Source organism: Tropicimonas omnivorans (assembly GCF_031846565.1).
GTDB lineage: Bacteria > Pseudomonadota > Alphaproteobacteria > Rhodobacterales > Rhodobacteraceae > Tropicimonas_B > Tropicimonas_B omnivorans.
Map to the genome: position 1 here is coordinate 165,386 of NZ_JAVRHL010000004.1, position 22,997 is coordinate 188,382.

The 22,997-nt window shown below is 69.0% G+C and carries 20 protein-coding genes; 10 read left to right on the forward strand and 10 right to left on the reverse strand.

The genetic code is table 11. The annotated features are described in order from the left end of the window. Positions 1-2: 2 nt before the first annotated feature. From RM543_RS16660 to RM543_RS16675, 4 genes are all read left to right on the forward strand, one after another. Positions 3-353: a hypothetical protein gene (locus RM543_RS16660; protein WP_311693689.1), complete on the forward strand. Its 351-nt coding sequence runs from the start codon at positions 3-5 to the stop codon at positions 351-353. Continuing rightward, positions 350-1,342 carry an alpha/beta hydrolase gene (locus RM543_RS16665; protein WP_311693691.1) on the forward strand — a complete coding sequence of 331 codons (993 nt, stop codon included), beginning with the start codon at positions 350-352 and terminating at the stop codon, positions 1,340-1,342. The genes RM543_RS16660 and RM543_RS16665 overlap by 4 nt, the downstream gene beginning before the upstream one ends. A gap of 219 nt (positions 1,343-1,561) precedes the next feature. Continuing rightward, positions 1,562-3,412 (forward strand): ABC transporter ATP-binding protein, encoded by a 1,851-nt coding sequence (locus tag RM543_RS16670; RefSeq protein WP_311693693.1) that lies wholly within the window; start codon positions 1,562-1,564, stop codon positions 3,410-3,412. Continuing rightward, on the forward strand, positions 3,409-5,301 hold the full coding sequence (locus RM543_RS16675; protein WP_311693695.1) for an ABC transporter ATP-binding protein: 1,893 nt from the start codon (positions 3,409-3,411) through the stop codon (positions 5,299-5,301). The genes RM543_RS16670 and RM543_RS16675 overlap by 4 nt, the downstream gene beginning before the upstream one ends. A gap of 153 nt (positions 5,302-5,454) precedes the next feature. On the opposite strand, the gene RM543_RS16680 is transcribed toward RM543_RS16675, so the two are convergent. After that, entirely contained in the window at positions 5,455-5,871 is a 417-nt protein-coding gene (locus RM543_RS16680) for an organic hydroperoxide resistance protein (RefSeq protein ID WP_311693697.1), read from the reverse strand. 619 nt (positions 5,872-6,490) lie between these two features. On the opposite strand from RM543_RS16680, the gene RM543_RS16685 reads away from it, so the two are divergent. Together RM543_RS16685 and RM543_RS16690 are read left to right on the forward strand one after the other, a co-directional pair. Continuing rightward, the gene (locus RM543_RS16685; RefSeq protein ID WP_311693699.1) at positions 6,491-7,054 is read left to right on the forward strand and encodes a TetR/AcrR family transcriptional regulator; all 564 of its coding nucleotides are present in this window, start codon (positions 6,491-6,493) and stop codon (positions 7,052-7,054) included. A gap of 332 nt (positions 7,055-7,386) precedes the next feature. Beyond that, complete coding sequence (locus RM543_RS16690; protein ID WP_311693701.1) at positions 7,387-7,995, forward strand: NAD(P)-dependent oxidoreductase; 609 nt, start codon at positions 7,387-7,389, stop codon at positions 7,993-7,995. A 158-nt stretch (positions 7,996-8,153) separates the two neighbouring features. On the opposite strand, the gene RM543_RS16695 is transcribed toward RM543_RS16690, so the two are convergent. From RM543_RS16695 to RM543_RS16730, 8 genes are all read right to left on the reverse strand, one after another. After that, positions 8,154-8,459: a DUF2218 domain-containing protein gene (locus tag RM543_RS16695; protein WP_311693703.1), complete on the reverse strand. Its 306-nt coding sequence runs from the start codon at positions 8,457-8,459 to the stop codon at positions 8,154-8,156. 128 nt (positions 8,460-8,587) lie between these two features. Further along, complete coding sequence (locus RM543_RS16700) at positions 8,588-9,205, reverse strand: DUF1989 domain-containing protein (RefSeq protein ID WP_311693705.1); 618 nt, start codon at positions 9,203-9,205, stop codon at positions 8,588-8,590. A gap of 11 nt (positions 9,206-9,216) precedes the next feature. After that, entirely contained in the window at positions 9,217-11,211 is a 1,995-nt protein-coding gene (locus RM543_RS16705; RefSeq protein ID WP_311693707.1) for a CocE/NonD family hydrolase, read from the reverse strand. Between the two features lie 61 nt (positions 11,212-11,272). Continuing rightward, positions 11,273-12,829, reverse strand: a complete 1,557-nt coding sequence (locus tag RM543_RS16710) for an ABC transporter substrate-binding protein (protein ID WP_311693709.1) — start codon at positions 12,827-12,829, stop codon at positions 11,273-11,275. Then, a complete protein-coding gene (locus tag RM543_RS16715; RefSeq protein ID WP_432280477.1) occupies positions 12,826-13,854 on the reverse strand; it encodes an oligopeptide/dipeptide ABC transporter ATP-binding protein in 1,029 nt (342 codons plus the stop codon). Before RM543_RS16715 ends, RM543_RS16710 begins: the two co-directional genes overlap by 4 nt. Further along, positions 13,833-14,798 carry an ABC transporter ATP-binding protein gene (locus RM543_RS16720; RefSeq protein ID WP_311693713.1) on the reverse strand — a complete coding sequence of 322 codons (966 nt, stop codon included), beginning with the start codon at positions 14,796-14,798 and terminating at the stop codon, positions 13,833-13,835. The genes RM543_RS16715 and RM543_RS16720 overlap by 22 nt, the downstream gene beginning before the upstream one ends. Further along, complete coding sequence (locus RM543_RS16725; RefSeq protein ID WP_311693715.1) at positions 14,795-15,676, reverse strand: ABC transporter permease; 882 nt, start codon at positions 15,674-15,676, stop codon at positions 14,795-14,797. Before RM543_RS16725 ends, RM543_RS16720 begins: the two co-directional genes overlap by 4 nt. A gap of 3 nt (positions 15,677-15,679) precedes the next feature. Beyond that, positions 15,680-16,624 carry an ABC transporter permease gene (locus RM543_RS16730; protein ID WP_311693717.1) on the reverse strand — a complete coding sequence of 315 codons (945 nt, stop codon included), beginning with the start codon at positions 16,622-16,624 and terminating at the stop codon, positions 15,680-15,682. Positions 16,625-16,826: 202 nt separating this feature from the next. Here RM543_RS16730 and RM543_RS16735 point away from each other — a divergent pair, with 202 nt between their 5' ends. Both RM543_RS16735 and RM543_RS16740 read left to right on the forward strand, forming a co-directional pair. Next, positions 16,827-17,570, forward strand: a complete 744-nt coding sequence (locus RM543_RS16735; RefSeq protein ID WP_311693719.1) for a GntR family transcriptional regulator — start codon at positions 16,827-16,829, stop codon at positions 17,568-17,570. A gap of 292 nt (positions 17,571-17,862) precedes the next feature. Further along, positions 17,863-18,696, forward strand: coding sequence for an MBL fold metallo-hydrolase (locus tag RM543_RS16740; protein ID WP_311693721.1), 834 nt, complete (start codon positions 17,863-17,865; stop codon positions 18,694-18,696). On the opposite strand, the gene RM543_RS16745 is transcribed toward RM543_RS16740, so the two are convergent. Continuing rightward, the gene (locus RM543_RS16745) at positions 18,666-20,807 is read right to left on the reverse strand and encodes a CHASE2 domain-containing protein (RefSeq protein ID WP_311693723.1); all 2,142 of its coding nucleotides are present in this window, start codon (positions 20,805-20,807) and stop codon (positions 18,666-18,668) included. The genes RM543_RS16740 and RM543_RS16745 overlap by 31 nt on opposite strands. Before the next feature lie 139 nt (positions 20,808-20,946). Between RM543_RS16745 and RM543_RS16750 the strand changes: the two genes are divergently transcribed. Both RM543_RS16750 and RM543_RS16755 read left to right on the forward strand, forming a co-directional pair. Further along, a complete protein-coding gene (locus tag RM543_RS16750; RefSeq protein ID WP_311693725.1) occupies positions 20,947-22,083 on the forward strand; it encodes a tetratricopeptide repeat protein in 1,137 nt (378 codons plus the stop codon). 10 nt (positions 22,084-22,093) lie between these two features. Then, entirely contained in the window at positions 22,094-22,996 is a 903-nt protein-coding gene (locus RM543_RS16755) for a FecR family protein (RefSeq protein WP_311693727.1), read from the forward strand. The last annotated feature ends 1 nt before the right edge of the window (position 22,997 follow it).

A 22,997-nucleotide genomic window follows, 5' to 3' on the forward strand; every position in this document is an offset into this window, starting at 1 on the left:
ACATGCCCATCGCACACATCACGGTCGCGCCGGATCTCTCCGGCACGGTCGCCGAGCAGGGGGCCGCGCTGACGAAAGGCGTCACGGACATCCTGACCGCCGGCCTCGGCGCGCGGGCGGAGCTCGTCCAGATCGGCATCACGGCGGCCCTGACCGCGCCCGGCGGCTGCGACGTCCTCTGCGTCGTCCATCACCGCGGGTCGGAACAGCGCAGCATGGCGGTCCGCAGCGATGTCGCGCAAGCCCTGCACGATCTGCTGCGGGACGCGACGGATCGCACGACCCGCGTCCGCCTGATCGCCCTGGGGCCGGATGATATCGCGGCCGCCGACAGCCCGGAGGCCCTGGCATGAGCGAGACCGCGATCCGCCTTCGCGACATCCGGTCCTTTCACGTCGGCGGGCAGACCGTCGAGCTGACCGGGCAGCCGCAGCAGACGGTCCGGGTCTCCCCCGATGCCGCGCCGCGGACCGTGGATCTCAACGGGCAGTACATCACCGGGCAGCTCTACGCGCAGCACTTCATGCTGGAGCGGCCGCGAAGCGACGTGCCCGTGCTGTTCTGGCATGGCGGGGCGATGACCGGTGTCACCTGGGAAACCACGCCGGACGGCCGGCCCGGCTGGGCGCAGATGCTGCTGCGAGAGGGCCGCGACGTGGTCGTCTCCGACGCGGTGGAACGCGGCCGCTCCTCCTGGTCGCCCTATCCGCAGATCTACGACACGGCCCCGCTCTTCCGCACCGCCGAAGACGCCTGGTACCTCTTCCGCATGGGCACCGCCGACGGCTTCTCCAGCGATCCCGCGGCGCGCAGGCCGTTCCCGCGCCAGCGCTTCCCCGTTGCCCGGTTCGATCAGCTCTGCGCGCAGTTCGTGCCGCGCTGGACCTCGAATGCCGACGCTTCCATCGCGGCCTACAGCGAACTGGTCTCGGGGTTCGACCGGGTGGTCATCGTGGCGCATTCGCAGGGCGGCTGGTTCGCGCAGCGCGTCGCCGCGCAATTGCCCGACCGGATCGAAGCCATCGTGCTCCTCGAGCCCGCCGGCGCGCCGCAGATGGACGAGGCGCAGCTTCGGGCCTGTGCAGCGGTGCCGCATCTCTACGTCTGGGGCGACTACTGCGACGATCACCCGGCCTGGGCGACGTACAAGTCCGATGCGATCGCGCATTCCGAGAAGCTCCGGGCCCTTGGCGGGACCGCGTCCCATCTCGATCTGCCGGAGCGCGGGATCAGGGGCAATTCCCACATGCCGATGATGGACGACAATTCCGGCGACGTTCTGTCGCTGGTCTCGGACTGGCTGGCCACGCAGCCCTCTCGCGAGGCGGCCGAAGCCCACTAGCCGCCAAGCGAACGTCCGCTCGTCGTCGGCGCCCGGCGGGGAGGGCGCCGCTGCACGGGCCCGGCGCCTGATTGCGCCGGGCGGGGCCAGATGGCAGTAACGCCCGGAGTGCCCGGACGGGGATCCCGGCGATCCCGGCTTCCCCGAACGCGCCCCGGCCGCGCCAGCGCGCCCCGGCATCCGGGCCGACAGGATCGCCTGCAGCGAGGACAGACCAGCATGACCCGGCACCAAGAGGCCGCGGCGGACACCCGGATGGAGTTCCGCAGAACGGCCGCCGTCGATCGGCAGGCAGGCCTGGGCGCCATCGCCCGCATCACGCGGATGTGCTTCCGCTACCCGTGGCGCGCCGGGCTCGCCATGGCCGCGACTTTGCCTGCGGTGTGCATGCAGCTCGCGATCCCGGTCATCCTGGGGCGAGCGGTGGACCAGACGCTCGCGATGGACAGCGATGACCCCGATCTGCGTGCGCTGACCCTCATCGCGCTGACGCTGCTCGTCGTCAGCATCCTGCGCGGGGTCTTCACGCTGGTGCAGAACTACGCCGCTGAATCGGTCGGACATGCCCTGGCGAAGGATCTCCGCGAGGCGATCTACGACAAGATTCAGCGGTTGCCCTTTTCCTTCCACGACCGCACCCATTCGGGCGATCTGATCACCGTCGGGATGCTCGATCTCGAAGGGGTGCGGATGTATTTCTCGACCGCGCTGGTGCGGACGCTGCTGCTGACGCTGCTGATCGGCATAGGCGCCGTGATGCTCCTGCGCACCGACGCGATCCTCGGCCTCCTGGCGCTCTCCTTCGTGCCCTTCGCCGCGTGGCGCAGCTCGGTCATGCAGCTGACGCTGAGGCGCACCTGGCTGATCTTGCAGGAGAAGCTCGGCGTCCTCAGCCAGAAGATGGAGGAGAATCTCGCCGGCATCCGCGTCGTCCGGGCCTTCGCCGCCCAGGATCACGAGATGGCCAGGTTCGACGCCTCCTCCCGCGAGGCGCTGGAGTACAGCCACCAGCGGATCGACGTGCGGGTCCGCAGCACCTCGGCCATGACGCTCGCCTTCTTCGCGGCGATGGGGCTGGTCCTGCTCTACGGCGGACGGCAGGTCGCGGCGGGGGAGATCACGGTCGGCACGCTGGCGACGTTCCTGACCTTCATGACCATCCTGCAGATGCCGGTCCGCCAACTGGGATTGATGGTGAACGGCTATGCCCGCGCCTCGACCTGCGGCAGCCGCCTCTTCCAGCTGATGGATGCGCCGGTCGAGATCGCCGATGTGGGCGGCGCGCGGGACCTCGAGATCACCGAGGGCACTCTCCGGCTCGACAATGTGGGCTTCGCCTACCGGGAGCAGGGCGCAGGGCCGGTCGTCTCCGGCATCTCGTTCGAGGCAAGGCGCGGTGAGACGATCGGGATCCTCGGCGCGCCCGGCGCGGGCAAGACCTCCCTGATGCAGCTCCTGCCGCGCTTCTATGACGTGACCGAAGGCGCGATCACCATCGACGGTCAGGACATCCGCGACGTGACCCTCTCCTCCGTCCGGCAGGCGGTGGCCATCGTGCAGCAGGACAGCTTCCTCTTCACGACGTCGATCGAGAACAACATCGCCTATGCCTCGCCCTTCGCCGACGACCGCCGGATCCGCGGCGTCGCCGACAGCGCACAGCTGCACGACTACGTCCTCGGCCTGCCGCAGCAATATTCCACCGTGGTGGGGGAGCGGGGCGTGTCGCTGTCGGGGGGGCAGCGCCAGCGCCTCTCCATCGCGCGCACGCTGATGGCGGAGCCCGCCGTCCTGATCTTCGACGACAGCACCGCGGCCATCGATGCCGGCACCGAGAGCCGCATCCGCGCGGCCCTGCGCGATCATGGCAAGGGGTGCGTCACCCTCATCGTCGCGCATCGCCTTGCGAGCCTCAAACATGCCGACCGGATTCTCTTCATGCAGGACGGACGTATCGTCGAGCACGGAACGCATGCCGAGCTCCTCGCCCTCGGAGGGCGCTACAAGGCGCTCCACGATCTGCAGATGAACCCCGAGCCGGACGTTCTGGAACAGGAGGCGAGCCGATGAGCCCGAATGGTCAGGCCGAGCCGCGCGATCCCCATGCCGACGGCCGCCCGAGGATGCGCGCCGTCGTGGGCTCCACCCGGGTCGAGGAAGAGATCTTCGGCCGGGTGTTCGACGGCAAGGTCGTCCGCCGCCTCTGGACGTTCGTCGCCCCGTACAAGGGGCGCGTCCGGATCGCCGTCGGCGCCGTTCTGGTCTTCACCCTCTCGCAGCTCCTGATCCCCCTTCTGATCCGCTATGCCATCGACTACGGCATGGCGCCGGGTGCGCCGGGGTGGCTTCTGGCCGGCATCGTCGCCCTTTTCGCGCTGGTCATCGCCGTCAATTACGGCGCCTCGCTCCTGCAGGAACGCATTACCGGGCAAGTGGCCGAGAACGTCCTGTTCGATATCCGCCGCAAGATGTTCGGCCACCTGCAGCACGTCTCGCTGACCTTCATGGACCAGACCGAGGTCGGACGGCTGATGTCCCGCCTGCAGGGCGACGTGAACTCGATGCAGGAGTTTCTCGAAACGTCGGTCCAGTCCGTCGGCGATATCGCCCTGCTGATCGGGATCGTCGCGGTCATGCTCTGGCTGGACTGGCAGCTCGCGCTTCTGGTGCTGATGGTCCTGCCGATCCTGCTGGTGGTGCGGGTGTTGTGGCTGGCGCGGGCGCGGTCCGCCTTCATGGCGGCGCACGAGGCCAACTCGGTCACGAACGGGGCGCTGTCGGAGGCGATCCACGGTGTCCGTGCGATCCAGGCGACGCGCCGCGAAGGGCTGAATGCGGAGCTCTACGCGGAGCTGACCGAGCGGACCTGGCGCTCGCAACTGCGGGCCTCGCGCCTTGCGCAGGTCATGATCCCCATCGTCGATACGCTGACCGGCATCGCGATGGCGGTGGTCGTGGTGGCGGGGGGGCTGATGGTCGTCTCGGGGCGGATCGAGGTCGGCGCCATGGTGGCGTTCCTATTCTACATCCAGCGGTTCTTCGACCCGATCCGCTCGCTGACGATGCAGTACTCGGTCATGCAGCGGGCGATGGCGTCCGGGCACCGCCTGACGGAGGTCCTGGACGTCGAGGTTGACGTGGAGGACGCGCCGGATGCCGTTGCGCTCGGTCCGCAGGATGACGCCTCGGTCGAGTTCAGGGGCGTCACATTCGGCTACGATCCCGCGCACCCGGTCCTCAAGGACGTCAGCTTCTCCGTGGCAAGCGGCGAGAGGGTCGCGCTGGTCGGGCCGACGGGGTCCGGGAAATCCAGCTCGATCTCCCTGATCCACCGCTTCTACGACGTGCAGGACGGGTCCGTCCGCGTGGGCGGGCACGACGTGAGGGACGTTACCCAGGAGAGCCTCGGTCGGCATATCGCCATGGTCCTGCAGGAGCCGTACCTCTTCACCGGCACGGTCATGGAGAACATCCGCTATTCCTCGCACTGGGCCAGCGATACGGACGTGACCGAGGCCGCGAAGGCCGTCGGCGCGCACGACTTCGTCGAAGCGATGCCGCTCGGCTACGACACCCTTCTCGACGAGCGCGGCTCCAACCTCAGCCTCGGGCAACGGCAACTTCTCAGCTTCGCCCGCGCCCTCGCTGCCGATGCGAGGATCCTGGTGCTGGACGAGGCGACGGCGAATATCGACAGCTACACCGAGCTGCAGATCCAGAAGGCGTTGCAGAAGTTGCTCGAGGGGCGGACGGGCCTCGTCATCGCGCACAGGCTCGCCACGATCCGTAACGCGGACCGCATCGTCGTGCTGCAACAAGGGGTGAAAATCGAGGAGGGCGACCACGATGCGCTGATGGCGCGGCAGGGGCTCTACTCAAAGCTCTTCACCCTGAACCATGCCAGCTTCGACGACATCGCGGAGGACCTGGACGAGGAAGAGCGCAAGGTCGCGACCTGAGGCATCGTCCGGCGGCCTCGGCCCGCGGTGCTGTCCGGGGCGGCTGGGAGGCGGCCGGGTCATGTCGGTCCGGTCGCCCCTCTTGGTCTCAGGGGAACGCGAGCTGTTCGCGGGCCACGGGCGCCCGGCAACGAGGCGGGGCGCCAGCGTCGATCACGCGGTCGCCGTATCCACGTGGAGCCGGACGTCGATGTTGCCGCGGGTCGCGTTGGAATAGGGGCAGACCTCGTGTGTCGCCTCCACGAGTTTCCGCGCGTCATCCTCGGGCATGCCGGGCAGATGCGCCGTGATGTCGAGATCGAGGGCGTAGCCGCCTTCGCTGCGCTGCCCGATCCCGACCGCGACCGAGGTCTTCGACGCGCTGGCGTCGAGGCCGAGCTGCTTGGCCGTCATCTCCATCGCGCTGTCGAAACAGGCGGCGTAGCCGAGCGCGAAGAGCTGCTCGGGATTGGTTCCCTCATCGCCGCTGCCGGGGCGCGCCATCTGGACGGAGTAGCTGCCGTCTTCCAGCGACGAGGTGCCGGTGCGGCCGCCGGATGCCGAGGCCTCGGTCTTGTAGAAAATCTTCATCATCTGTCCTTTCGTCGAACGGCTGACCCGCCATGGTTCTGGAACGGGTCCGAGGGTGTCGATCGCGCCGCCCCAAGGCTTGCCCGTTGGCGCTCATGCCGGGACGCGCGCCTGTGCATCGATGTCGGTTCGATCGGGCGAGCCTTCAAGACCGCCCGTCGCGGCAACGACGAACACGTCGTGACACGCAGAGGAGCAGGTTCGCTCGGACCCGCAATGGCGGCGGAACGACCGCTTCGGGCATCTCGGCCGTTCCGGGACATTCGCTCCGCCGCGCGTCGGCGAGCCGGCCCCGGTGTCGCGCTTTTTTCGGCACGGTTTCATCCCGTACCGCCGGCTCGCGGATGATGTCATCGGGATCATGTTCAGCCTGAGCCGGCCGCATCTCCACGTGCCGGGCGCTCGGAGGCCGCATCGGATTTGCGGCCGTCGCCACGAAGAAGACTGGCAAGAGCGTGGCTCAGTCGGAAAAACGTAGTATTCCGTTCAGCAGTCATCGGGGGGAGGGAGATCCCCACGGGGGGACTTCGCATATTTTGCACGATGTGCAGTATGGAGCGATGACGGATTGAGAGGTAGTATGTCCGAGTTGAAGGCGCCAGTCGCGCATCTCAAACGCATGAAGACGGCGCGCCGTATCCAGCAAGCCACGCTGCACCTCGCGGCCGCGTCAGGCTATGCCGGCCTCACGGTCGACATGATCGCCGAGGAAGCCGGGATCAGCCGGCGGACCTTCTTCAATCATTACCGCAACAAGCAGGAGGCGCTGGCGGGGCCGCAGATCCACGATTTCAGCCAGAATCACGACTGGTTCGTGAACTCTGCCGGGCCGCTTCTACCGGACCTGAAGCGGCTGATACGGGAGACCCTGAGCAATGCCTCGCCCGAGCGTTCGACGGTCCACAATATCGGCCTGGTGCTGCAGGATACGCCCGAGTTGCAGCCGGTGTTCAGCGCGCTGATCGACAACGTCGCGTGCGAGTACCAGAGCCTTCTGGTTCGCCGCCTCGGGGAGGAGCAGGGCGTCATGTGCCAGCTCCTTGCACGCGTCGTCGCGCATTCCATCGCGCTGTCGTTCCGGGAATGGGCCCAGGGTTCGGACAGCACCCTGAACGCGATCGCGGACATGGCCTGCGAAAAGCTGTCGGCGGTCGCGGCCGCGTTCGGGGCGCCGGAGGCCTGAGCCGGCGCGGTGCCGCGCAGCCCGCTCAGGAGGGGCGGCTCGGCGCTTCAGGCCCTGATGTGGGGCGCACCCGGCCCCTTCGCCGCGTCCGGTCGCGCCGGCTGGACGTCGGGGCGTGGAGGCAGGATCGAGCTTATGGCGGGTCGGACGCGTCGGGCGATCCGAGGGGCCGCGGACCGGCCCAAGGGGGGGCATCGAGCGCTGACCTGGTCACGCGGAGATGACGTCTTGCAGGGCCATTTCGGAGCTTGATAGCTTGCGGTCTTAGATCGAGACCAGGTCCATGTCCTGCACCTCTCGGCAACCGAAGATCAGCCATCAGGAGATCACCCATGAAGATTGCCCTCGTCGGAGCATCCGGAAATGCCGGCTCCCGCCTTCTCAGGGAACTGTCCGTTCGCGGTCACGCCGTGACCGCCATCGCCCGCCATCCCGTTCGCATCGCCGATCTTGCCGGCGTGACCGCCAGGGAGGCGGACCTCGAGGAAACGGACGATTTCGTGTCCGCTCTCTCGGGCCATGACGCGGTGATCAGCGCCTTGCCATTCTCCACCACCGATGGAGACGCGCTGATCGGCGCGGTCCGGTCCTCCGGGGTCAAGCGGTACCTCGTCGTGGGCGGCGCCGGCAGCCTTCAGGTCGCGCCGGGCGAGAAGGTCATCGACCAACCGGGCTTCCCGGATGCCTATCGCCCCGAAGCGTCGGCCGGGTCCGATTTCCTCGACACGCTGCGCGGGGCGGACGATCTGGAATGGACCTTCCTGTCCCCCTCTGCCGAATTCGTGCCGGGTGAGCGCACGGGCACCTTCCGGCTCGGCACGGATACTCTTCTGTCGAACGAGGACGGATCGAAGATTTCCTTCGAGGATTTCGCGATCGCCATGGTCGACGAGCTGGAAACGCCGAAGCACGTCCGCTCGCGGTTCACGGTCGGCTACTGAAGCAAGAGCGGGGGGGGGGCAGGGCGGATGTCAGCCCCCCAAGCGCCCCTAGAGCGCTTCGCAGATGGCTAGGCACGGGGTCGTCGCGGGAGCAGACGGCGAGGAGGCCGACGCCCCGCTGGCCCCAGCGGGCGCGGCGCGTCCCGGGCTGCTCCCGCTCAGTTTGGTGCATCTCCGGTAGAGCGGGTCCAGTCGAACTGCAGTTCCTCGCGAAAGGCGAAGCGCTTGAGGTGATCGGCGACGACCGTCTCGAGCGTCTCGATATCGCGGGTCCCGTCCTTTTCGATGCTCACGGTCAGCACGTCCGCGGCGGCAGCAAGGTGGACATTCGCCCCTTCGCCGAAGTCGATCCGTGCCTCGGTCGGATCGAAGGCCACCTCGAAACGGTGGCTCCAGTGCTTGGCGAGTTGCTGCAGGTAGCGGCTTGCATGTTCGGTGGCGACGTTTGCCGTCGAGCGGGTCATGGCGTCGGTCCTTTCGGTCATGGTGTCCTGGCGCGTGCTGCTCCCGTACATCGGTCTCGGGCGGGGAGCGGTCAACGCATGGCTGCCGGTCGTCCTGCACGGCGCATCCTCGGCGACGCGCACAGCCGTCACGCAGCCCGCGTGACCCTGAGCTCCACGTCCCGCGGAACGCCGTCCGTGCCATTGATGACGATGAGGTCCTGGGGACAGGCGGACACGGCGAAGAGGCAGTCCATCTCCGCCCGCAGGCGGACGTACTGGCCGGGCCCCGTGCGGCTGGGATTGTCCTCCAGCGTGTCGTTGTCCCGGATCACCGTCTCCATGAAGAGGTTCCACGGGGTGGGGATGCGCGGGGGGTTGCGGCCCATCCGGTCGAAGGCGGCGCGGAGGTTGTCGGCGCAGTTGTCGTGATAGCCCTCGTGCCCGTAGAAGATCTCGTAGCTGGGCGCGCAGCAGGCGGGGCAGAGCGTGTCGTGAACGCCGGGCGAGGTGTCCTCCATGAAGGTCAGGATGGTGCGCCAAGCGTCGGTGCACAGGACATCGCCGGGGCGGAAGGTCATCCGGTAATGCAGGATGCGGCTGTGCTCCATGGACATGTATTCGCCCGGCGCGTCCTGCGGGAAGGCCCAGGTGTCCACCACCTGTCCGCCATGGGTGTTCACGACGTCCACGATGTCCCCGGCGGCCAGGGCGACCATGCGGGCTTCGCGGGCGGGGACGTGATGCGTCTCGGTCAAGTCGGTCATTTCCTTTGCCCTCAGTAGTCGAATGCGTGGGTCCAGTGGCGGGCATAGACCTCGCGGTCCCCCTCCATGGCGGAGGCGCGGGAGGCGAGGGTGAGCTTGCCATCCTGCCAGAAGACCTGCGTGTCCGTCTCGATGCGGACGCGCCATTCCTCCCGCTCGTAGGTTTCGGCGAACTGGAAACCGGCGCGGGCCGAGGTGCCGTCACCGGGCATGATCGCATAATCGTGGCCGCCTTCGGTGGTGATGCGCAACCCGTCGATCTGTCGCGTTGAGGGAGACTTCGCGGACACGATCGTCTGCTCGCCGGTGACGAGGTTCCAGGTCACGTCGCGGGTCTCCTCGCCGACGGCGAGATCGGCCGAGGGGACGGGCATGGCGTGGATCGCCTCGTCGAAGGGGCGCAGATCGTGCCGCGCATCCCGCGGCATCCCCGGCAGGTCGAGCCTGAGGGCGCCCGGCGCGATACGGATCGCGTTGTCCCCGGCCTCCGGCCAGACCATCGGCCAGTAGCTCGTGGAGAGGGACAGGCGGAGGCGGCTGCCGGGAGCGAACGCGTGTGCCACGCTCTTTATCGGCAGGGCGATCTCGAACATCTCGCCCGGTGCGGTGCCGTCGGGACGCTCGAGCCGGTGCAGGGCGAAGGTGATGCGGGCGATGGTGCCGTCCGGACGAACCTCGTTTAGCCGGACTGCGAGAAGGGCGCGGGGGCCGTCGAAGGCGAGGCAGAGGCGGAGCGTGGCATTGCCGACGAGATGCAGTGGAGCCCCAAGGCGGTGCGTGTCGAAGCAAAGTGAGAGCCCGTCGTCGATGGCCGCGTCGCCGGCGAATTCGGGACCGTTGCCGCCGCCGTCGAGCGGGCACCATTCGCCGCCGGCGGACCCGACGGTCAAGGCTGTGTCCAGCAGCATCTCGGGCTGATCCGGCACCGGCGTGTCGCTCAGCCGCAGATCGTCCGCATGGAGCGTCGTCACCGGCGCGTCGGCGGGCCAGCGTTCGACCCCGATCCAGTCTCCGTCGATCTTCGGATCGCTTGCATCGGGAACGGGATCCCGGCCGACCCAGAGCCGGAGCATCGGCTCGTCCATGATGCCGGTCTCCTCGCCCAGAAGCCAGTGACGCCACCAGCGCATGCACTCCTGCAGGAAGCCGATCTGCGGGCCCGGCTGGCCCCATGTCGGGTACATGTGCGTCCAGGGCCCGATGAGGGCCTTTCGCGGGCCGGAAAGGTTCTTCATCAGGCGCAGGATCGGATCGGTGTATCCGTCGACCCAGCCGCCCACGGCATAGACGGCGCAGTCGATGTCGCCGTAATTCTCGCATACGGAGCCGTGGCGCCAGAACGCGTCCCGCTCCATATGCGCCATCCAGCGCGACAGCGGCGGCTCCAGCGCGTCCAGCCGGGACATCCAGAGATCGCGCCAGCGTTCCCCGGCATGGGCCGGGTCGGGCGGGCGGCACAGCTGGGTGAACAGGCCCGCGCCCCATTGCATGCCGTCGATGAGAAGCCCGCCGCCCATGAAGTGGACGTCGTCGCGGTACCGGTCATCGGTCGAGCAGGCGGTGACGATGGCCTTGAGCGCAGGGGGCCGCCGCGCGGCGATCTGAAGCCCGGCGAACCCGCCCCAGGATATTCCGATCATGCCGACATTGCCGTTGCACCAGTCCTGCCGCGACAACCAGTCGATGACCTCCAGCGCGTCGTCCTGTTCCTGCTTCAGGTACTCGTCGTGAAGCAGGCCTTCGGAGTTGCCAGAGCCGCGGATGTCCACCCGGCAGGCCGCGATGCCGCTTTCGGCGAAGTAGCCGTGCATCATGCTGTCGGCGAGCGCCGTGCCGTCGGACTGGCGGTACGGAATCCATTCCAGGACGACCGGCACCCGGTCGGCGGCGGGCGCCTCGGGCAACCACAGGCGCGCGGTCAGCTCCGTGCCGTCCGACAGGGGAATGACGATCTGGCGATAGGGGGCGGGCCGATCGCTGGTCGTGGCGACGGAGAAATTCTGCATGGATGGCGTCCCGAAAGTCTGGTGCCGCGCCCGGAGCCGTCCCGGGCGCGGCGGAAGTGCCTCAGCCGGCGGTGAAGTCGCGCAGGAGCGCCCATTGCGCATCGGCGCTGTAGGCTGCGTTCACCGAAGGCTTGGAGACCCAGGCGTTCACCCCGTGATAGAGGAAGACATAGGCGCCGGTCTCCTCGAGCTCGTCCTGGAGCGCGACATAGCGCGCCGACCGCGCCTCCGGATCGGAGATGGTCACCGCTTCGTCGTTCCGTGCATCCCACTCCTCGGAGCAGGTGCGCTGGAAATTCCAGTCGCCGATCTGATCGCAGGTGAACCACTCGGTGACCCAGGAGGGATCCGGCGCCGTGGTGAACGGCTCGATGATCAGCTCGATGTTCTGGTGGTCCGTCGGATGCTGCGCCTCGGCGACCATGGTGTTGCTGTCCATCTGGCGGATCGTCAGGTCGATCCCGACGGCGGCCAGTTGGACCTGGAGCACCTGCGCCACGATCAGAAGGTCCGGGCTGGTGCCGAATGTCAGCGAGAGCGAGAGGTCAGTGACGCCCGCCTCCGCCAGAAGCTCCTGCGCGCGCTCGGGATCGTAGCCGTAGAGCACCTCCTCCCGCGCGCCCGGAAGCGGCGGCGGCACGAGCCCGTGGGCCTGATCCACCGCGCCGCCGAAGGTCGCATCGACGATCTGCTTCACGTCCACCGCGTGCTGGATGGCGCGTCGGACGGTCAGATCGGAGAGCTTCGGGTTCTCCACGTTCATCCCGAGCCACGCATAGCCGAGCGCCGGCTTGACGACGAGATCGGAGCGGCCGCCCTCATAGGAGGGGATCGAGTTCACGGCGATCTGCGTGCAGTCGATGTCGCCCGCGGCGAAGGCCGTTTCGGCTGAGGTCACGTCGCCGATGGGGAGGATCTCGATCCGGTCGTAATACGGCTCGGGACCGGCCCAGCCGGGGTTGCGGACGAGCCGGATGACCTCACGCGGCCGCCATTCGTCCAGCATGTAGGGGCCGGAACAGGCGGGAACCTCGGTCGCGAAACTCTTGGTCCCGGACGCGTCCATCGCGGCCTTGCTCAGGATCAGGCCGGAGGCGTGGGGAAGGGTGGAGGTAAAGAGCGGCGCGAACGCCTCCTTGAGGTGGATGATCCCGGTATAGGTTCCGGTCACCTCGACATGGTCGAGGGCGGCCCAGTCGGAGGCATAGACGGCGTTGACCTCGGGATCGGCGAAGCGCTCGTAGGAGAACTTCACATCCTCGGCGGTCATCTCGCCGTGATCGCCGGAGAACATGATGCCGGGGCGCAGCTCGAAGCCGATATGCAGCGGATCGCTGTCGTCGATGGAGGACGCCGCGTCCAACTCCCAGGTCCAGTCGTCGCCCGGCGCGTAGCGCACGAGGCCGGAGAAGATCGCGAACATCACCGTCTCGTCATACCAGCCGCCGCGGCTGGCGGGGTCGAGCCGCTCGATGTCGCGGTCGTTGCGGATGCGCAGGGTCCTGTTCTCCTGCGCGAAGACGGCGCCGGTGCCGGCGAGAGAGCCGAGGGCAAGGGCAACGCCGCCGCCGCCGGCACGTTGCAGGGCCTGCCTGCGGGTCAGTCTGAACTCGGTCATGGGGATATCCTGTTGGCTGCTGGTTCTGGGTGGGAAACGCCCGCCGGCTGCCCGGCATAGTGGCAACTGGCGGTGTGTCCGGGGGCGATTTCGCGCAGCGCCGGCGCTTTCGCGGCGCAGAGGTCGGTGGCGAGCGGGCAGCGGGTGCGGAACTCGCAGCCCTCCGGTCGCCGTGTCAGGCTGGGCACGTCCCCCTCGATGAGACCGCCACCGCCGGTCGCCTCGCGAGCGCCGATCAGGGCGCGGGTATAGGGATGCTCTGGCGCGCTGAAGATGGTCTCGGTCGGGGCCTCCTCCACGATCCGGCCGAGATACATGATCGCGATCCGGTTCGTGACGTGCCGCGCCACGGACAGGTTGTGGGTGATGAAAAGGAAGCTGACCCCGAGACGGCTCTGGAGCTCGCCGAGGAGATTCAGAAGTTCCCCCTGCACGGACAAGTCGAGCCCCGCGGTCGGTTCGTCCGCGATCACGAGGTCCGGCTCCAGCGCGAGGGCGCGGGCCACGGTGACGCGCCTGGCCTGTCCGCCGGAGATCTGGTGCGGGTAGCGGTCGGCGAAGTCGGGCGAGAGACCGACGAGACCCAGGAGTTCGGCGGCCTTGTCCCTGCGGTTTCCGCTAAATCCACCGGCGATTGCCAAGGGCTCCGTGACGGACGTGCCGAGGGTCATCCGCGGATCGAGGGAGGCGACCGCGTCCTGGAACATCATCGAGGTGCGCCGCCGGATCCCGGCCCATTCGGGCGCATCCTCCGACGTCGCCGTCGCATCACCCACCCGGATGGACCCACCCGAGATCGGAGCGAGCCCGATCGCAGCGCGGCCGAGGGTGGTCTTGCCGCTGCCGCTTTCGCCGATCAGGCCGAGCGTCTGGCCGGCCTCCACCGACAGCGAAACGTCCGGCAGAACGGTGACATGGCGGGGGCCGCGGCCGAGGAGCCGGTCGGTCAGGGTGCCGGAGGGGTAGCGGACGCGCAGGTTCTGCGCCTCGAGGATGGGTCGGGTCATGGGGTCACCAGATGGCAGGCGGCGCTTTGCCGGGGGCCGAGGTCGTGGCGCTTCGGCGCTTCGGCGCGGCAGTGCGCGACGGCGGACGGGCAGCGCGGCTCGAAGATGCAGCCCGCCGGCCTGTCATCGAGGGCGGGCACGGTGCCGCCGATGGTCGGCAGTTCGGAGGTGGGCTCCTCGATCCGGGCCGGATCGCATTCCAGAAGCGCTTTCGTGTAAGGATGCCGGGGATCCTTCAGCACCTCGGCCACGGTCCCGGTCTCGACCAGCTCACCCGCATAGAGGACGGCGATCCGGTCGCAGAGCCGCTCCACCACGCTCATGTCGTGGGTGATGAAGACCGTCGCTCCGCGCAGCGTTTCCTTCGCCTCCGCCATGATCCCGAGGATCTGCGCCTCGGTCGTGGCGTCGAGCGCCGTCGTCGGCTCGTCCGCGATCAAGAGCTTCGGTTCGGCCAGAAGCGCCGCGGCGATGGAGACCCGCTGCAGGATGCCGCCCGAAAGCTGATGCGGATATTGCTGCATCCGCACGCCCGGGTCCGAGAGGCGGACCTGCTCCAGCATCTTCAGGATGCGGGCCTTGCGTTCGGCGCGCGGGCGGTCGTGATACCAGTGCTGGAAGATATCGAGCTGCCGCCCGATCTTCATCACCGGGTTGAGCGCGGTGAAGGGATCCTGCGCGATGGTGGCGATGTCCCGGCCGCGGAGCTGGCGCAATTCCCGCTCGGTCATTTGCCCGAACAGGTCGCGCCCCTCGAAGCGGAGGCCGCCCGTCACGGTCGATCCGCTCGGCAGGAGACCCATCATCGCCGCGGCGAGGGTCGACTTGCCGGAGCCGCTCTCGCCGACGATCCCGAGGGTCTCGCCTGTGCCGATCTCGAAGCTGACATTCCGAACCGCGGCCGCCGGGGCGCCGGGATAGCGGATGGAGACGTCATCGAGGGCCAGGACGGGGGCGCTCATGTCCGCACCGCCCGGCGCGGATCGAGCGCGTCTCTCAGGGTCTCGCCGAGAAAGGTGAAGGCGATGGTGGACAGAACGATCGGCAGGCCGGCGGCGATGGCGATATGCGGCGCCTGCCGGACATAGGTGTAACCTTCGGAAAGCATGTTTCCCCAGCTCGATTGCGGTGGCTGTATGCCCTGGCCGAGAAAGCTGAGACCGGATTCGATGCCGATGACGGCGGGAATATCCATCGCGATCAGGACGAGGATCGGGCCGATCAGGTTCGGCAGCATGTGGGTCGCGGCGAGGCGGATGCGGGAGGCGCCCATCGATTGCGCCGCGACGATGAAATCGGCGTTGTTCAGCACCAGCACCTGGTTGCGCACGACGCGGAAGTAGCCGGGCGCCATGGAGATCGCGATGATCACGATGAGTGCGGGGACCGAGGCGCCGTAGATCGTGACAAGGGCGAGGGCGAACAGGACGAGCGGCAGGGACTTGATGGAATCGTTGAGCAGGACGAGCGCGCTGTCGAGGATCTTGCCGCCCAGACCCGCGATCATCCCCATCGCCATGCCCACACCGAGCGCCGCGCCGGTCCCGGTCAGGGCGATGTAAAGCGCGGTGCGCGTGCCGAAGACGATGCGGGAGAGCAGGTCCCGTCCGAGCTGATCGGTGCCCAGCCAGTGCGCGGCGCTCGGCCCCTGCATCCGGTTGATCGGATCGATCGCGTTCGGATCGTAGGGTGCGACCCAGGGCGCCGCCAGCGCGGCGATCACGAAGGCGGCGACGACGAGGGACGCGATCGCGCCCGTCGGTGTGCCGAGCAGGCGGCGGAGCGTGGCATAGCGCTCGGCCTTGAGTGCCCTCGGCGCGGCTGCGGTCTGGTCGGTCATGGGTCAGCCCTTCTCCGCGAGGCGCGGATCGAGATAGGCGATCAGGGCGTCGGCCAGGAAATTCGCCAGGACATAGAGCCCCGTCGTCACGACCACCGCGCCGAGAAGGACCGGGAAATTCCGGCTGAGCACGGCGTCGTAGGCGAGCGAGCCGAGGCCCGGCCGGGAGAAGACGACCTCCACCAGAACCGCGCCCGAGAGCAGGTTTCCGATGCCGACGCCGAGAACGGAGATGACCGGAACGACCGCGATGGGCAGGACGTAACGCAGCGCGATGCGCAGATCCGAAACGCCGAAGGAGCGGTAGGTCCTCACATGCGGCTGCGCCAGCGTCTCGAGCATGGACACCCGCACGAGCCGCGCGATGTATCCGACCCAGGCGACGCCGATGGCAAAGGCCGGCAGGGCAAGGTGGTGGAGCTGGTCGAGCAGGTCCCCCGGCTCGCCTGCGCCGATGGCCGGAAACCAGTTCAGCATGACCGCGAAGAGGATCAGGGCGTAGATCGCCATGAGAAACGCGGGGAGCGCCACGACGCTGGTGGATATGACGCCGATCAACCAGTCGATGAAGGTGTTGGGCCGGAGCGCCGCCCAGATCCCGAGGGGCGTCCCGATGGCCGCGGCCCAGATCACGCCGACGACCGCGAGCGTGACGGTGCGGGGCAGGGCCGCGAAGACCAGATCCGCCACCGGACGCTGGCTGAGGATGTCCGTTCCGAAGTCGCCGTGAAGGAGATTCCACAAGAAGCTCGCCGCCTGCATGGCGAGGGGCTGGTCGAGGCCCATCTGCTCCCGGAAGAACGCCTTTTGCGCCTCGCTCGCGCGAGGTCCTAGGGCGATGCTCGCTGGATCCCCGGGCACGGCATAGATCAGCACGAAGAGCAGCAGCATCGACACGATGAGCACGCAAAGGCCCAGTGCAAACCGTCTCAGCAGGTAAGTCGTCATGTGTCAGTGACCCGATCCCGGGCGCATGCCGCGGGTCGACCTCTCGAATGGTGGTGATGTCATTTGAAGATGCGCTGTAATATATCACGGAGTATATTGCAAGGGTGCTGCCCCGGGTGCTAGCCTCGGCATCGGGTTGGAGGAGAGCGCGGGAAGCTGTTTTTCCGGCCGTACTGCACGTTCAGAACATGAGATCGGACAGATGGGACCACGACATCCGGACCGGGTCTTCCGCTGGCGCGAGCGGATCGGGGAGGAGCCGGCGGGCTACCGGACCCTGACGGATCGCGCCTACGATCAGATCCGCACCCGTATCATGACCGGCGACTTTGCCGCCACGACGCCCTTCACCGAGGCCGATCTCGCGCGTGAGCTGCAGATGAGCAAGACGCCGGTGCGCGAGGCGCTGGTCCGGCTGCAGACAGAGGATTTCGTGCGCGCCATTCCCCGGCGCGGCTACATCGTGGCCCCCGTGCAGATCGCGGAGATCCGGGACCTGTTCGGGTTCCGGGCACTGATCGAGGGCGAGGCCGCGGCCCTCGCCGCGCGCCATGCCGGGCCGGATCGACTGGAGGAACTCGAAGAGCTGATCCGGATCGACGCCGAGAACGACAGCGAGGGATCGCAGCGCGTGGCCAGGATGATCCTGATCAACAACGCCTTTCACGAGACGATCGCGCTCGGAGCCGGGAACCGCCGCTTGCACCGCAGCACGGTGCAGATCATCCGCGAGTTCGAACGGTTCTATTTCCTCGAAGCGAGCTTGCCCGAATTCTACGACCCCGGTTTCGTCGGGCATGAGGCGGTGCTGGAGGCGATCAGCGGCGGCGAGCCGGAAATCGCGCGGACGCGGATGAAGGAGCATGTCGACAGCTCCCGGCGCGTTCTGTCGAAGGCGATCAGCGAGGGCATGGCGCCTGCATCCTCCCTGCCGATCATGCTCTGACGGGATGGCCCGCCCGGGATCGGGCGTAAGGCAGGTCGCGACCCGGCGTCTTGCGCCCGCGTCCGTCCGATGTCCGCATGTTGGAGGCGTGGAGCGGAAGTCGTCCGGCGCCCGCAGGAACAACGTGCGCAGGAAGAAAGTGGCTCTCGCGCGCGGGACATGGCATAGAAGGGTGTACGGCCAGCATCTGCCCATCTCTGCCAAGGAGATCTGGAGTGTCTCGGTTTTCCCCGTTCTGCCCCGCCCATGCCACGCCTGAGCCGGATTGCGACGAGACGGGAGGTTCCGAGCGGTGCCCGGCCTGACCCTCTCCGTTCACGGTGCCCGCGGGACCGCTGCCGAGGAAGGTGGGGGCGTGGCGCGGCATGGCGGAGCGACGAGTTGCGCGACGCTCACCTGGGGCGATCCCGAAGCGATCCTCGTCCTCGATGCGGGATCGGGGGCCGCGGCCGCGGGTCCGGCGCTTGCCGGGCGGCGTCGGATCACCGTCCTTCTGTCGCATCTTCATCTCGATCACCTGATCGGCCTGCCGCTCCTTCTGTCCGCCGCGCCGCCGGGGGCCGAACTGCGCGTGGCGTCCGCCGCATCGAGCCCGGCGGCACTGGAGCGCGCGCTCCGCTGCCTCATTTCGCCGCCCTTCTATCCCGTCGCGCCGCAGACGCTCTGTCCCGGCTTCACGGTCACCGCGATGCCCGATCTGGTGCCGGACGGACCGACGCTCGGCGCCGCCCCGCTGTCGCATCCGGGCGGCGCCAGCGGATATCGCGTCGTGTGGGAGGGGCGATCCCTTGCCTATCTCACGGACCACGAGCCGGACGAGGGCGAGGGCGACGCCGGCCTGCGCAGTCTCGCCGAAGGCGCGGACCTCGCCCTCATCGATGCCACCTGGACCCCGGGAGAGGCCGCGTCCCGCCGCGGCTGGGGGCACGGCGACTGGCGCACCGCCCTCGATCTGACGCAAGGGGCGGGGCAGGTCGGGCTCTGGCATCACGCACCCGGGCGGAGCGACGACGGCCTCGATGCGATCGTCGAGGACGCGCGGCAGATCCGGCCGGGGACGTTCGCCGCGGCGGCGGGGCAGGTCGGCGCGGTGGGTCAGGTGGGAGATTTCTCCCCCGGATCGTAGAGCCCGCTCCAGCCTTCGGGCCGCGCTTCCGTCTCGAGCCGCAAGGTGCGGTCGGACTGGAGCGCGAAGAGGCCCGGCGGAAGGCGCGTCAGTTCGGCGAGCGACGTCCGCGCCGATGCGGCGTCCCAGGCCCGCCAGGCCGCCAGCCACCGCGCCTGCGCCTCCGCGAGTCGCGCGAAGTCGGGGCTTTCCGCCAAGGCACGGTCGCCGAGCAGGGCATGAAGCTCCACCGGCGCATCCCGTCCCTTCACCCGGACGCGGTCGACCTCCAGCGTGGCCATGAGACTGCCCCGGACCGTCTCCGCCGAGGCGAGGGTCTCGACGCCGTAGTACCGGGTCAGGGCCTCGATGCGGGAGGCGACATTGACCGGATCGCCGATGGCCGAATAGGCGAAGCGCTGGGCGGAGCCCAGATTGCCGACGCAGCAGGTCCCGGTGTTGAGGCCGATGCCGATGGCGAGCGGCGGGCGGGCGCTGCCCGTGTTCAGTGTTCTCAGGGCCTGGCCCATCGCGCTGGCCGCTTCCAGCGCCCGCACGCGATGCGCCTCGACGGGCAGGGGGGCGTTCCAGAAGGCCATGATCGCATCGCCGATGAACTTGTCGATGGTCGCGCCATGCGCCAGCAGGATCTCGGTCATGGGGGTCAGGAAACCGTTGAGAAGCGCCGTCAGCTCCGTCGGGTCCATTCCCTCGGACAGGCCGGAAAAGCCGCGAAGATCGCAGAAGAGAATCGTGATCTCGGTGGCCTCTCCCTCCAGCCGGGCGGCGGAGGGGTCGTCCGCGAGCCGGTCCACCACCGCCGGCGCAAGGTAGAGCGAGAAGGTCCGGCGCACGCCGCGCCGCTCCCGCTCGGTGAGGAGGGCGAGGGTCGTCGCCCCGCACAGGAATGTCGTCAGGAGCGCGAGGATTGCGGGCCCGGGATCGAGGACCAGTCCGCGGGGCAGGGCGGCCCAGGCAAGGCCCAGCACGCCGGCGATGAGAGCCGACGCAAGCGCCGCCGCGCCGCCCGCCCCGAGGAGCGGCATGAGGACAGAGAGCGACAGGCCAAGGAGGAGCGCGGCGGCGAATTCCGCGCCCGGTGCCCAGCCCGGGCGTACGAGTGCCGCGCCGGACAGCATCTGGTCCAGCGCCTCCGCATGGGCCTCGACCCCCGGAACCAGGCCGCCGAGCGGCGTTGCCACGAGATCCCGGAGGCCCGCGGCGGACGTGCCGACGAAGACCACCCGCCCGGAGATCCGGTCTGCCCATCCCCCGGCATCGTCCAGGATGACCTCGGCGGCGGAGAGGCGGGGCACGTCCGGCAGGCCGGACCAGTGCAGCCAGAGCCGCCCGTCCGGGCCGACCGGGGTGTCGATCCCGCCGATCCGCATCGCCTCGAGGCCGGGCCGGCCGCCCTCATCCGCGACGCGCAATTGCAGCGCTCCCGCGCCCTGCGCCACCCGCAGCGCCTCCGCTGACAGGCCGGGGATCAGACCCGCTTCCGTCGCGAAGAGAAGCGGGACGCGCCGCACCACGCCGTCCGGCTCGGGAAGCAGGCTGAAGCTGCCGAGACCTGCCGCCGCCGCGTCGAGGCTGGGCAGGTTCGACACCGCTCCGCCGAGACTTGGCAGGTACGGGGCGGGATCCGGCCCGCGAACCGCGATCCCGGCTTTCGGCGCCGGCGGCGACGCGCGGCCCTCGGGGGTGAGAATGAGACCGGCGACGACGGGACCGGCGGCGAAGGCGCGGGCAAGGCTCTCGTCCCCGTCTGCTGCGCCCGGTGGCAACTGCGCCGTGCCGCCCGCACGCCGGATCGCTGCCGCCGCCGTGGTGACGGACAGGCGGTCGGGCTCGGCGAAGACGATGTCGAAGGCGATGGCAGCGGCGCCGGCTTCCGTCAGCCGCTCCACCATCCGTGCGAGATCCCCGCGCGGCCAGGGCCATTGGCCGAGCCGGGCGAGCGCGGCCTCATCAATATCCACGATGGCGATGGGCGGATCGAGGGATTGCCGCGGGGCGGACCGCTGCCAGCCGTCCACCAGAAGGGTCATCGCCCGCTCCCCCTGGCCCGGCAGGGCGAGGACGAGGATCAGTGCGACAACGGTTCCCACCGCCCCTGCCGCGCGGGTCATCGGACGTAAACGCCGGCCGGTTCGTGGTATCAAGGTCACACGCTGTCCATTCCGCGCCACTCTCGCAAGACGTAAGGTTACGCAACGGCAAACGGCGCTACTCTGCAACCCGTATCAGGATCGAATCGCCCGGAGTGTCATGCGTCCCCTAGCGACCGCCCTCCTTCTCAGTCTGACTGGCGCACCGGCCTTCGCGCAGGGCGCCGGTGATCTCGACGCGGCCCGCGCCTCCATCGCGGCCGGCGAGGTCCAGGCCGCCCTCGCGCCCCTCGAGCGGATCCTTCTCGCGCGGCCCGAGGCGGACGATGCCCGGCTCCTCTACGCCCGGACGCTCTATGACCTCGGCGATTACGAAGGGGCGGAGCGGGAATTGCGGCTTCTGGAGGATCGTCTGGGGCCGAGCGATGCAGCCTATGCCAGCGACTTGCGGCAAAGCGCCGTGGCGCGATCCAAGGCCTTTCGCGGGCGCGGTACCGTCTTCGCCGGGATCCGCGCCGAGAGCGACCCGGGACTGGGCACGCTGGACGCAGAGGACGAGACCGCTGCCGTCGCCGGGCTCGACCTGCGGCTCGAACAGGAGATCGCAGGCTTGGGCGGCGGCCTCGTTTTCGGCGATCTGCGTCTGCGCGGCGCGGTCCACGACGAGGCGGAGGAGCTGGACGGGCTGGGCGGCGCCCTGACGTTCGGCTTTGAGCTGCCCTACGCGGACCTGACGCTCATTCCCTACCTCACCGCCTCCTCCGAGCGGACCGACGATGGCGGACGCCTCGACGCCGCGGGCGGCGGGCTTGCCCTGCGCTACGCGCTGACGAAGACGACGGGCCTGACCTTCGATCTCGAGCGGGAAACCCGGCGGCAGCGGGACAGCGACATCCGCGGCGAGGGCGATGCCCGCCGCGCGGAGATCGGATTGCGGTCCCGCCCGATGCCGGGGGTTCTCCTCGGAGCCGCAATCGCGATGGAGGAGTTCGACGCAGGAGGCGATGCGCTCTCCTACACGGCGCCCGAGTTGACGCTCGATGCGAGCTACGCCTTCGATGACGGCGGGCTTCTCTTCGGCCGCGCGATCGCCATCGAGCGGGATTACGAGGGCGGCGGTGACGAGAGCATCCGGGATTACTTCGTCGGCTACGCCCGGCCCTTCACCTTCGCGGGTCTGGAGGGGCTGTCCGTCCAGGTGGGACTGAGGCACGAGCACCGGCGGTCCGATTTCGACGCGCGGGACGGGCGGAACACCTCGCTCGAGGTGACGCTCCTTCGAAATTTCGAGTTCTGAGAGGGCCGCGATGACCGATAAGCACCGCTTCGCACTCGCGCTTTTCGCTTCGGCAAGCGTCCTGGCGCTCACCCCGCAGGCTCAGGCGCAACAGGTCGGCACATCGAGCGCGGTCCGGGGGGAGGTGTTCCTGACCCCCGCGGCGGCCCCGCAGCGAAGGCCCGCGACTCCCGGTCTCGGCATCTCGCTGTCGGACCTCGTCGAGACGCGCGCGGCGAGCACCCTCCAGGTTCTGCTCCTCGACCGCTCGACCTTCACGGTCGGCGAGAATGCCTCCCTCGTCATCGACCGTTTCGTCTACGATCCGGACCGCGGGACCGGCGATGTCGCGGCGGACCTCGCGCGCGGCGCGTTCCGCTTCGTCTCGGGCCGGGTGACGCGGCAGGGGACGGTGGCACGGATCGACACGCCGGCGGCGACGATCGGCATCCGCGGCACCTTCCTCGAGGGCGTGGTGGGGCTGGACGCCGTCGCCGCGGCGCGGGCCCTGGGGCATGACGTCTCGGGCTGCACCGATCCGGCGAACGCCCTCTTCGTCGCCCTGCGCGGTCCGGCCCAGGGGCCCGGCCGGGGTGGCCAGATCACCATCGCGAACCGGACCGGCAGCCGGACCCTGTCGCGGGCCAACCAGGGCGTGTTCGTCGGCGGGCCGGATTGTCCGATCCGGGGCGCACGTCGCTACGAGGGCGAGGCGCGGGCGATCATCGACGCGGCCCTGAGGACGGCTCCGTCCGGCCCGTCGGCACCGGTCTCCTCGGGCGTCCCTCCGGGGGCGCCGCCGGCCGCCGGCATATTGCCAAGTCGGCCCGGCACCGGCGTGACGGCGACCCCGCCGGCCCTGGTGACCCCGGTCGAGCCCCCGCCGCCGCCTCCGCCTCCGCCGCCTCCCGGGTCCGGTGTGGGCCAGCTCTGAC

Bases quoted from the DNA above. Each gene is read 5' to 3' on its own strand.
- RM543_RS16755 (WP_311693727.1), top strand. From the start codon at position 22,094: ATGACCGATAAGCACCGCTTCGCACTCGCGCTTTTCGCTTCGGCAAGC.
- RM543_RS16745 (WP_311693723.1), bottom strand. From the start codon at position 20,807: ATGACCCGCGCGGCAGGGGCGGTGGGAACCGTTGTCGCACTGATCCTC.
- RM543_RS16680 (WP_311693697.1), bottom strand. From the start codon at position 5,871: ATGAAGATTTTCTACAAGACCGAGGCCTCGGCATCCGGCGGCCGCACC.
- RM543_RS16720 (WP_311693713.1), bottom strand. From the start codon at position 14,798: ATGAGCGCCCCCGTCCTGGCCCTCGATGACGTCTCCATCCGCTATCCC.
- RM543_RS16710 (WP_311693709.1), bottom strand. From the start codon at position 12,829: ATGACCGAGTTCAGACTGACCCGCAGGCAGGCCCTGCAACGTGCCGGC.
- RM543_RS16705 (WP_311693707.1), bottom strand. From the start codon at position 11,211: ATGCAGAATTTCTCCGTCGCCACGACCAGCGATCGGCCCGCCCCCTAT.
- RM543_RS16700 (WP_311693705.1), bottom strand. From the start codon at position 9,205: ATGACCGACTTGACCGAGACGCATCACGTCCCCGCCCGCGAAGCCCGC.
- RM543_RS16730 (WP_311693717.1), bottom strand. From the start codon at position 16,624: ATGACGACTTACCTGCTGAGACGGTTTGCACTGGGCCTTTGCGTGCTC.
- RM543_RS16725 (WP_311693715.1), bottom strand. From the start codon at position 15,676: ATGACCGACCAGACCGCAGCCGCGCCGAGGGCACTCAAGGCCGAGCGC.
- RM543_RS16675 (WP_311693695.1), top strand. From the start codon at position 3,409: ATGAGCCCGAATGGTCAGGCCGAGCCGCGCGATCCCCATGCCGACGGC.
- RM543_RS16670 (WP_311693693.1), top strand. From the start codon at position 1,562: ATGACCCGGCACCAAGAGGCCGCGGCGGACACCCGGATGGAGTTCCGC.
- RM543_RS16750 (WP_311693725.1), top strand. From the start codon at position 20,947: ATGCGTCCCCTAGCGACCGCCCTCCTTCTCAGTCTGACTGGCGCACCG.
- RM543_RS16660 (WP_311693689.1), top strand. From the start codon at position 3: ATGCCCATCGCACACATCACGGTCGCGCCGGATCTCTCCGGCACGGTC.
- RM543_RS16695 (WP_311693703.1), bottom strand. From the start codon at position 8,459: ATGACCCGCTCGACGGCAAACGTCGCCACCGAACATGCAAGCCGCTAC.
- RM543_RS16690 (WP_311693701.1), top strand. From the start codon at position 7,387: ATGAAGATTGCCCTCGTCGGAGCATCCGGAAATGCCGGCTCCCGCCTT.
- RM543_RS16665 (WP_311693691.1), top strand. From the start codon at position 350: ATGAGCGAGACCGCGATCCGCCTTCGCGACATCCGGTCCTTTCACGTC.
- RM543_RS16685 (WP_311693699.1), top strand. From the start codon at position 6,491: ATGAAGACGGCGCGCCGTATCCAGCAAGCCACGCTGCACCTCGCGGCC.
- RM543_RS16735 (WP_311693719.1), top strand. From the start codon at position 16,827: ATGGGACCACGACATCCGGACCGGGTCTTCCGCTGGCGCGAGCGGATC.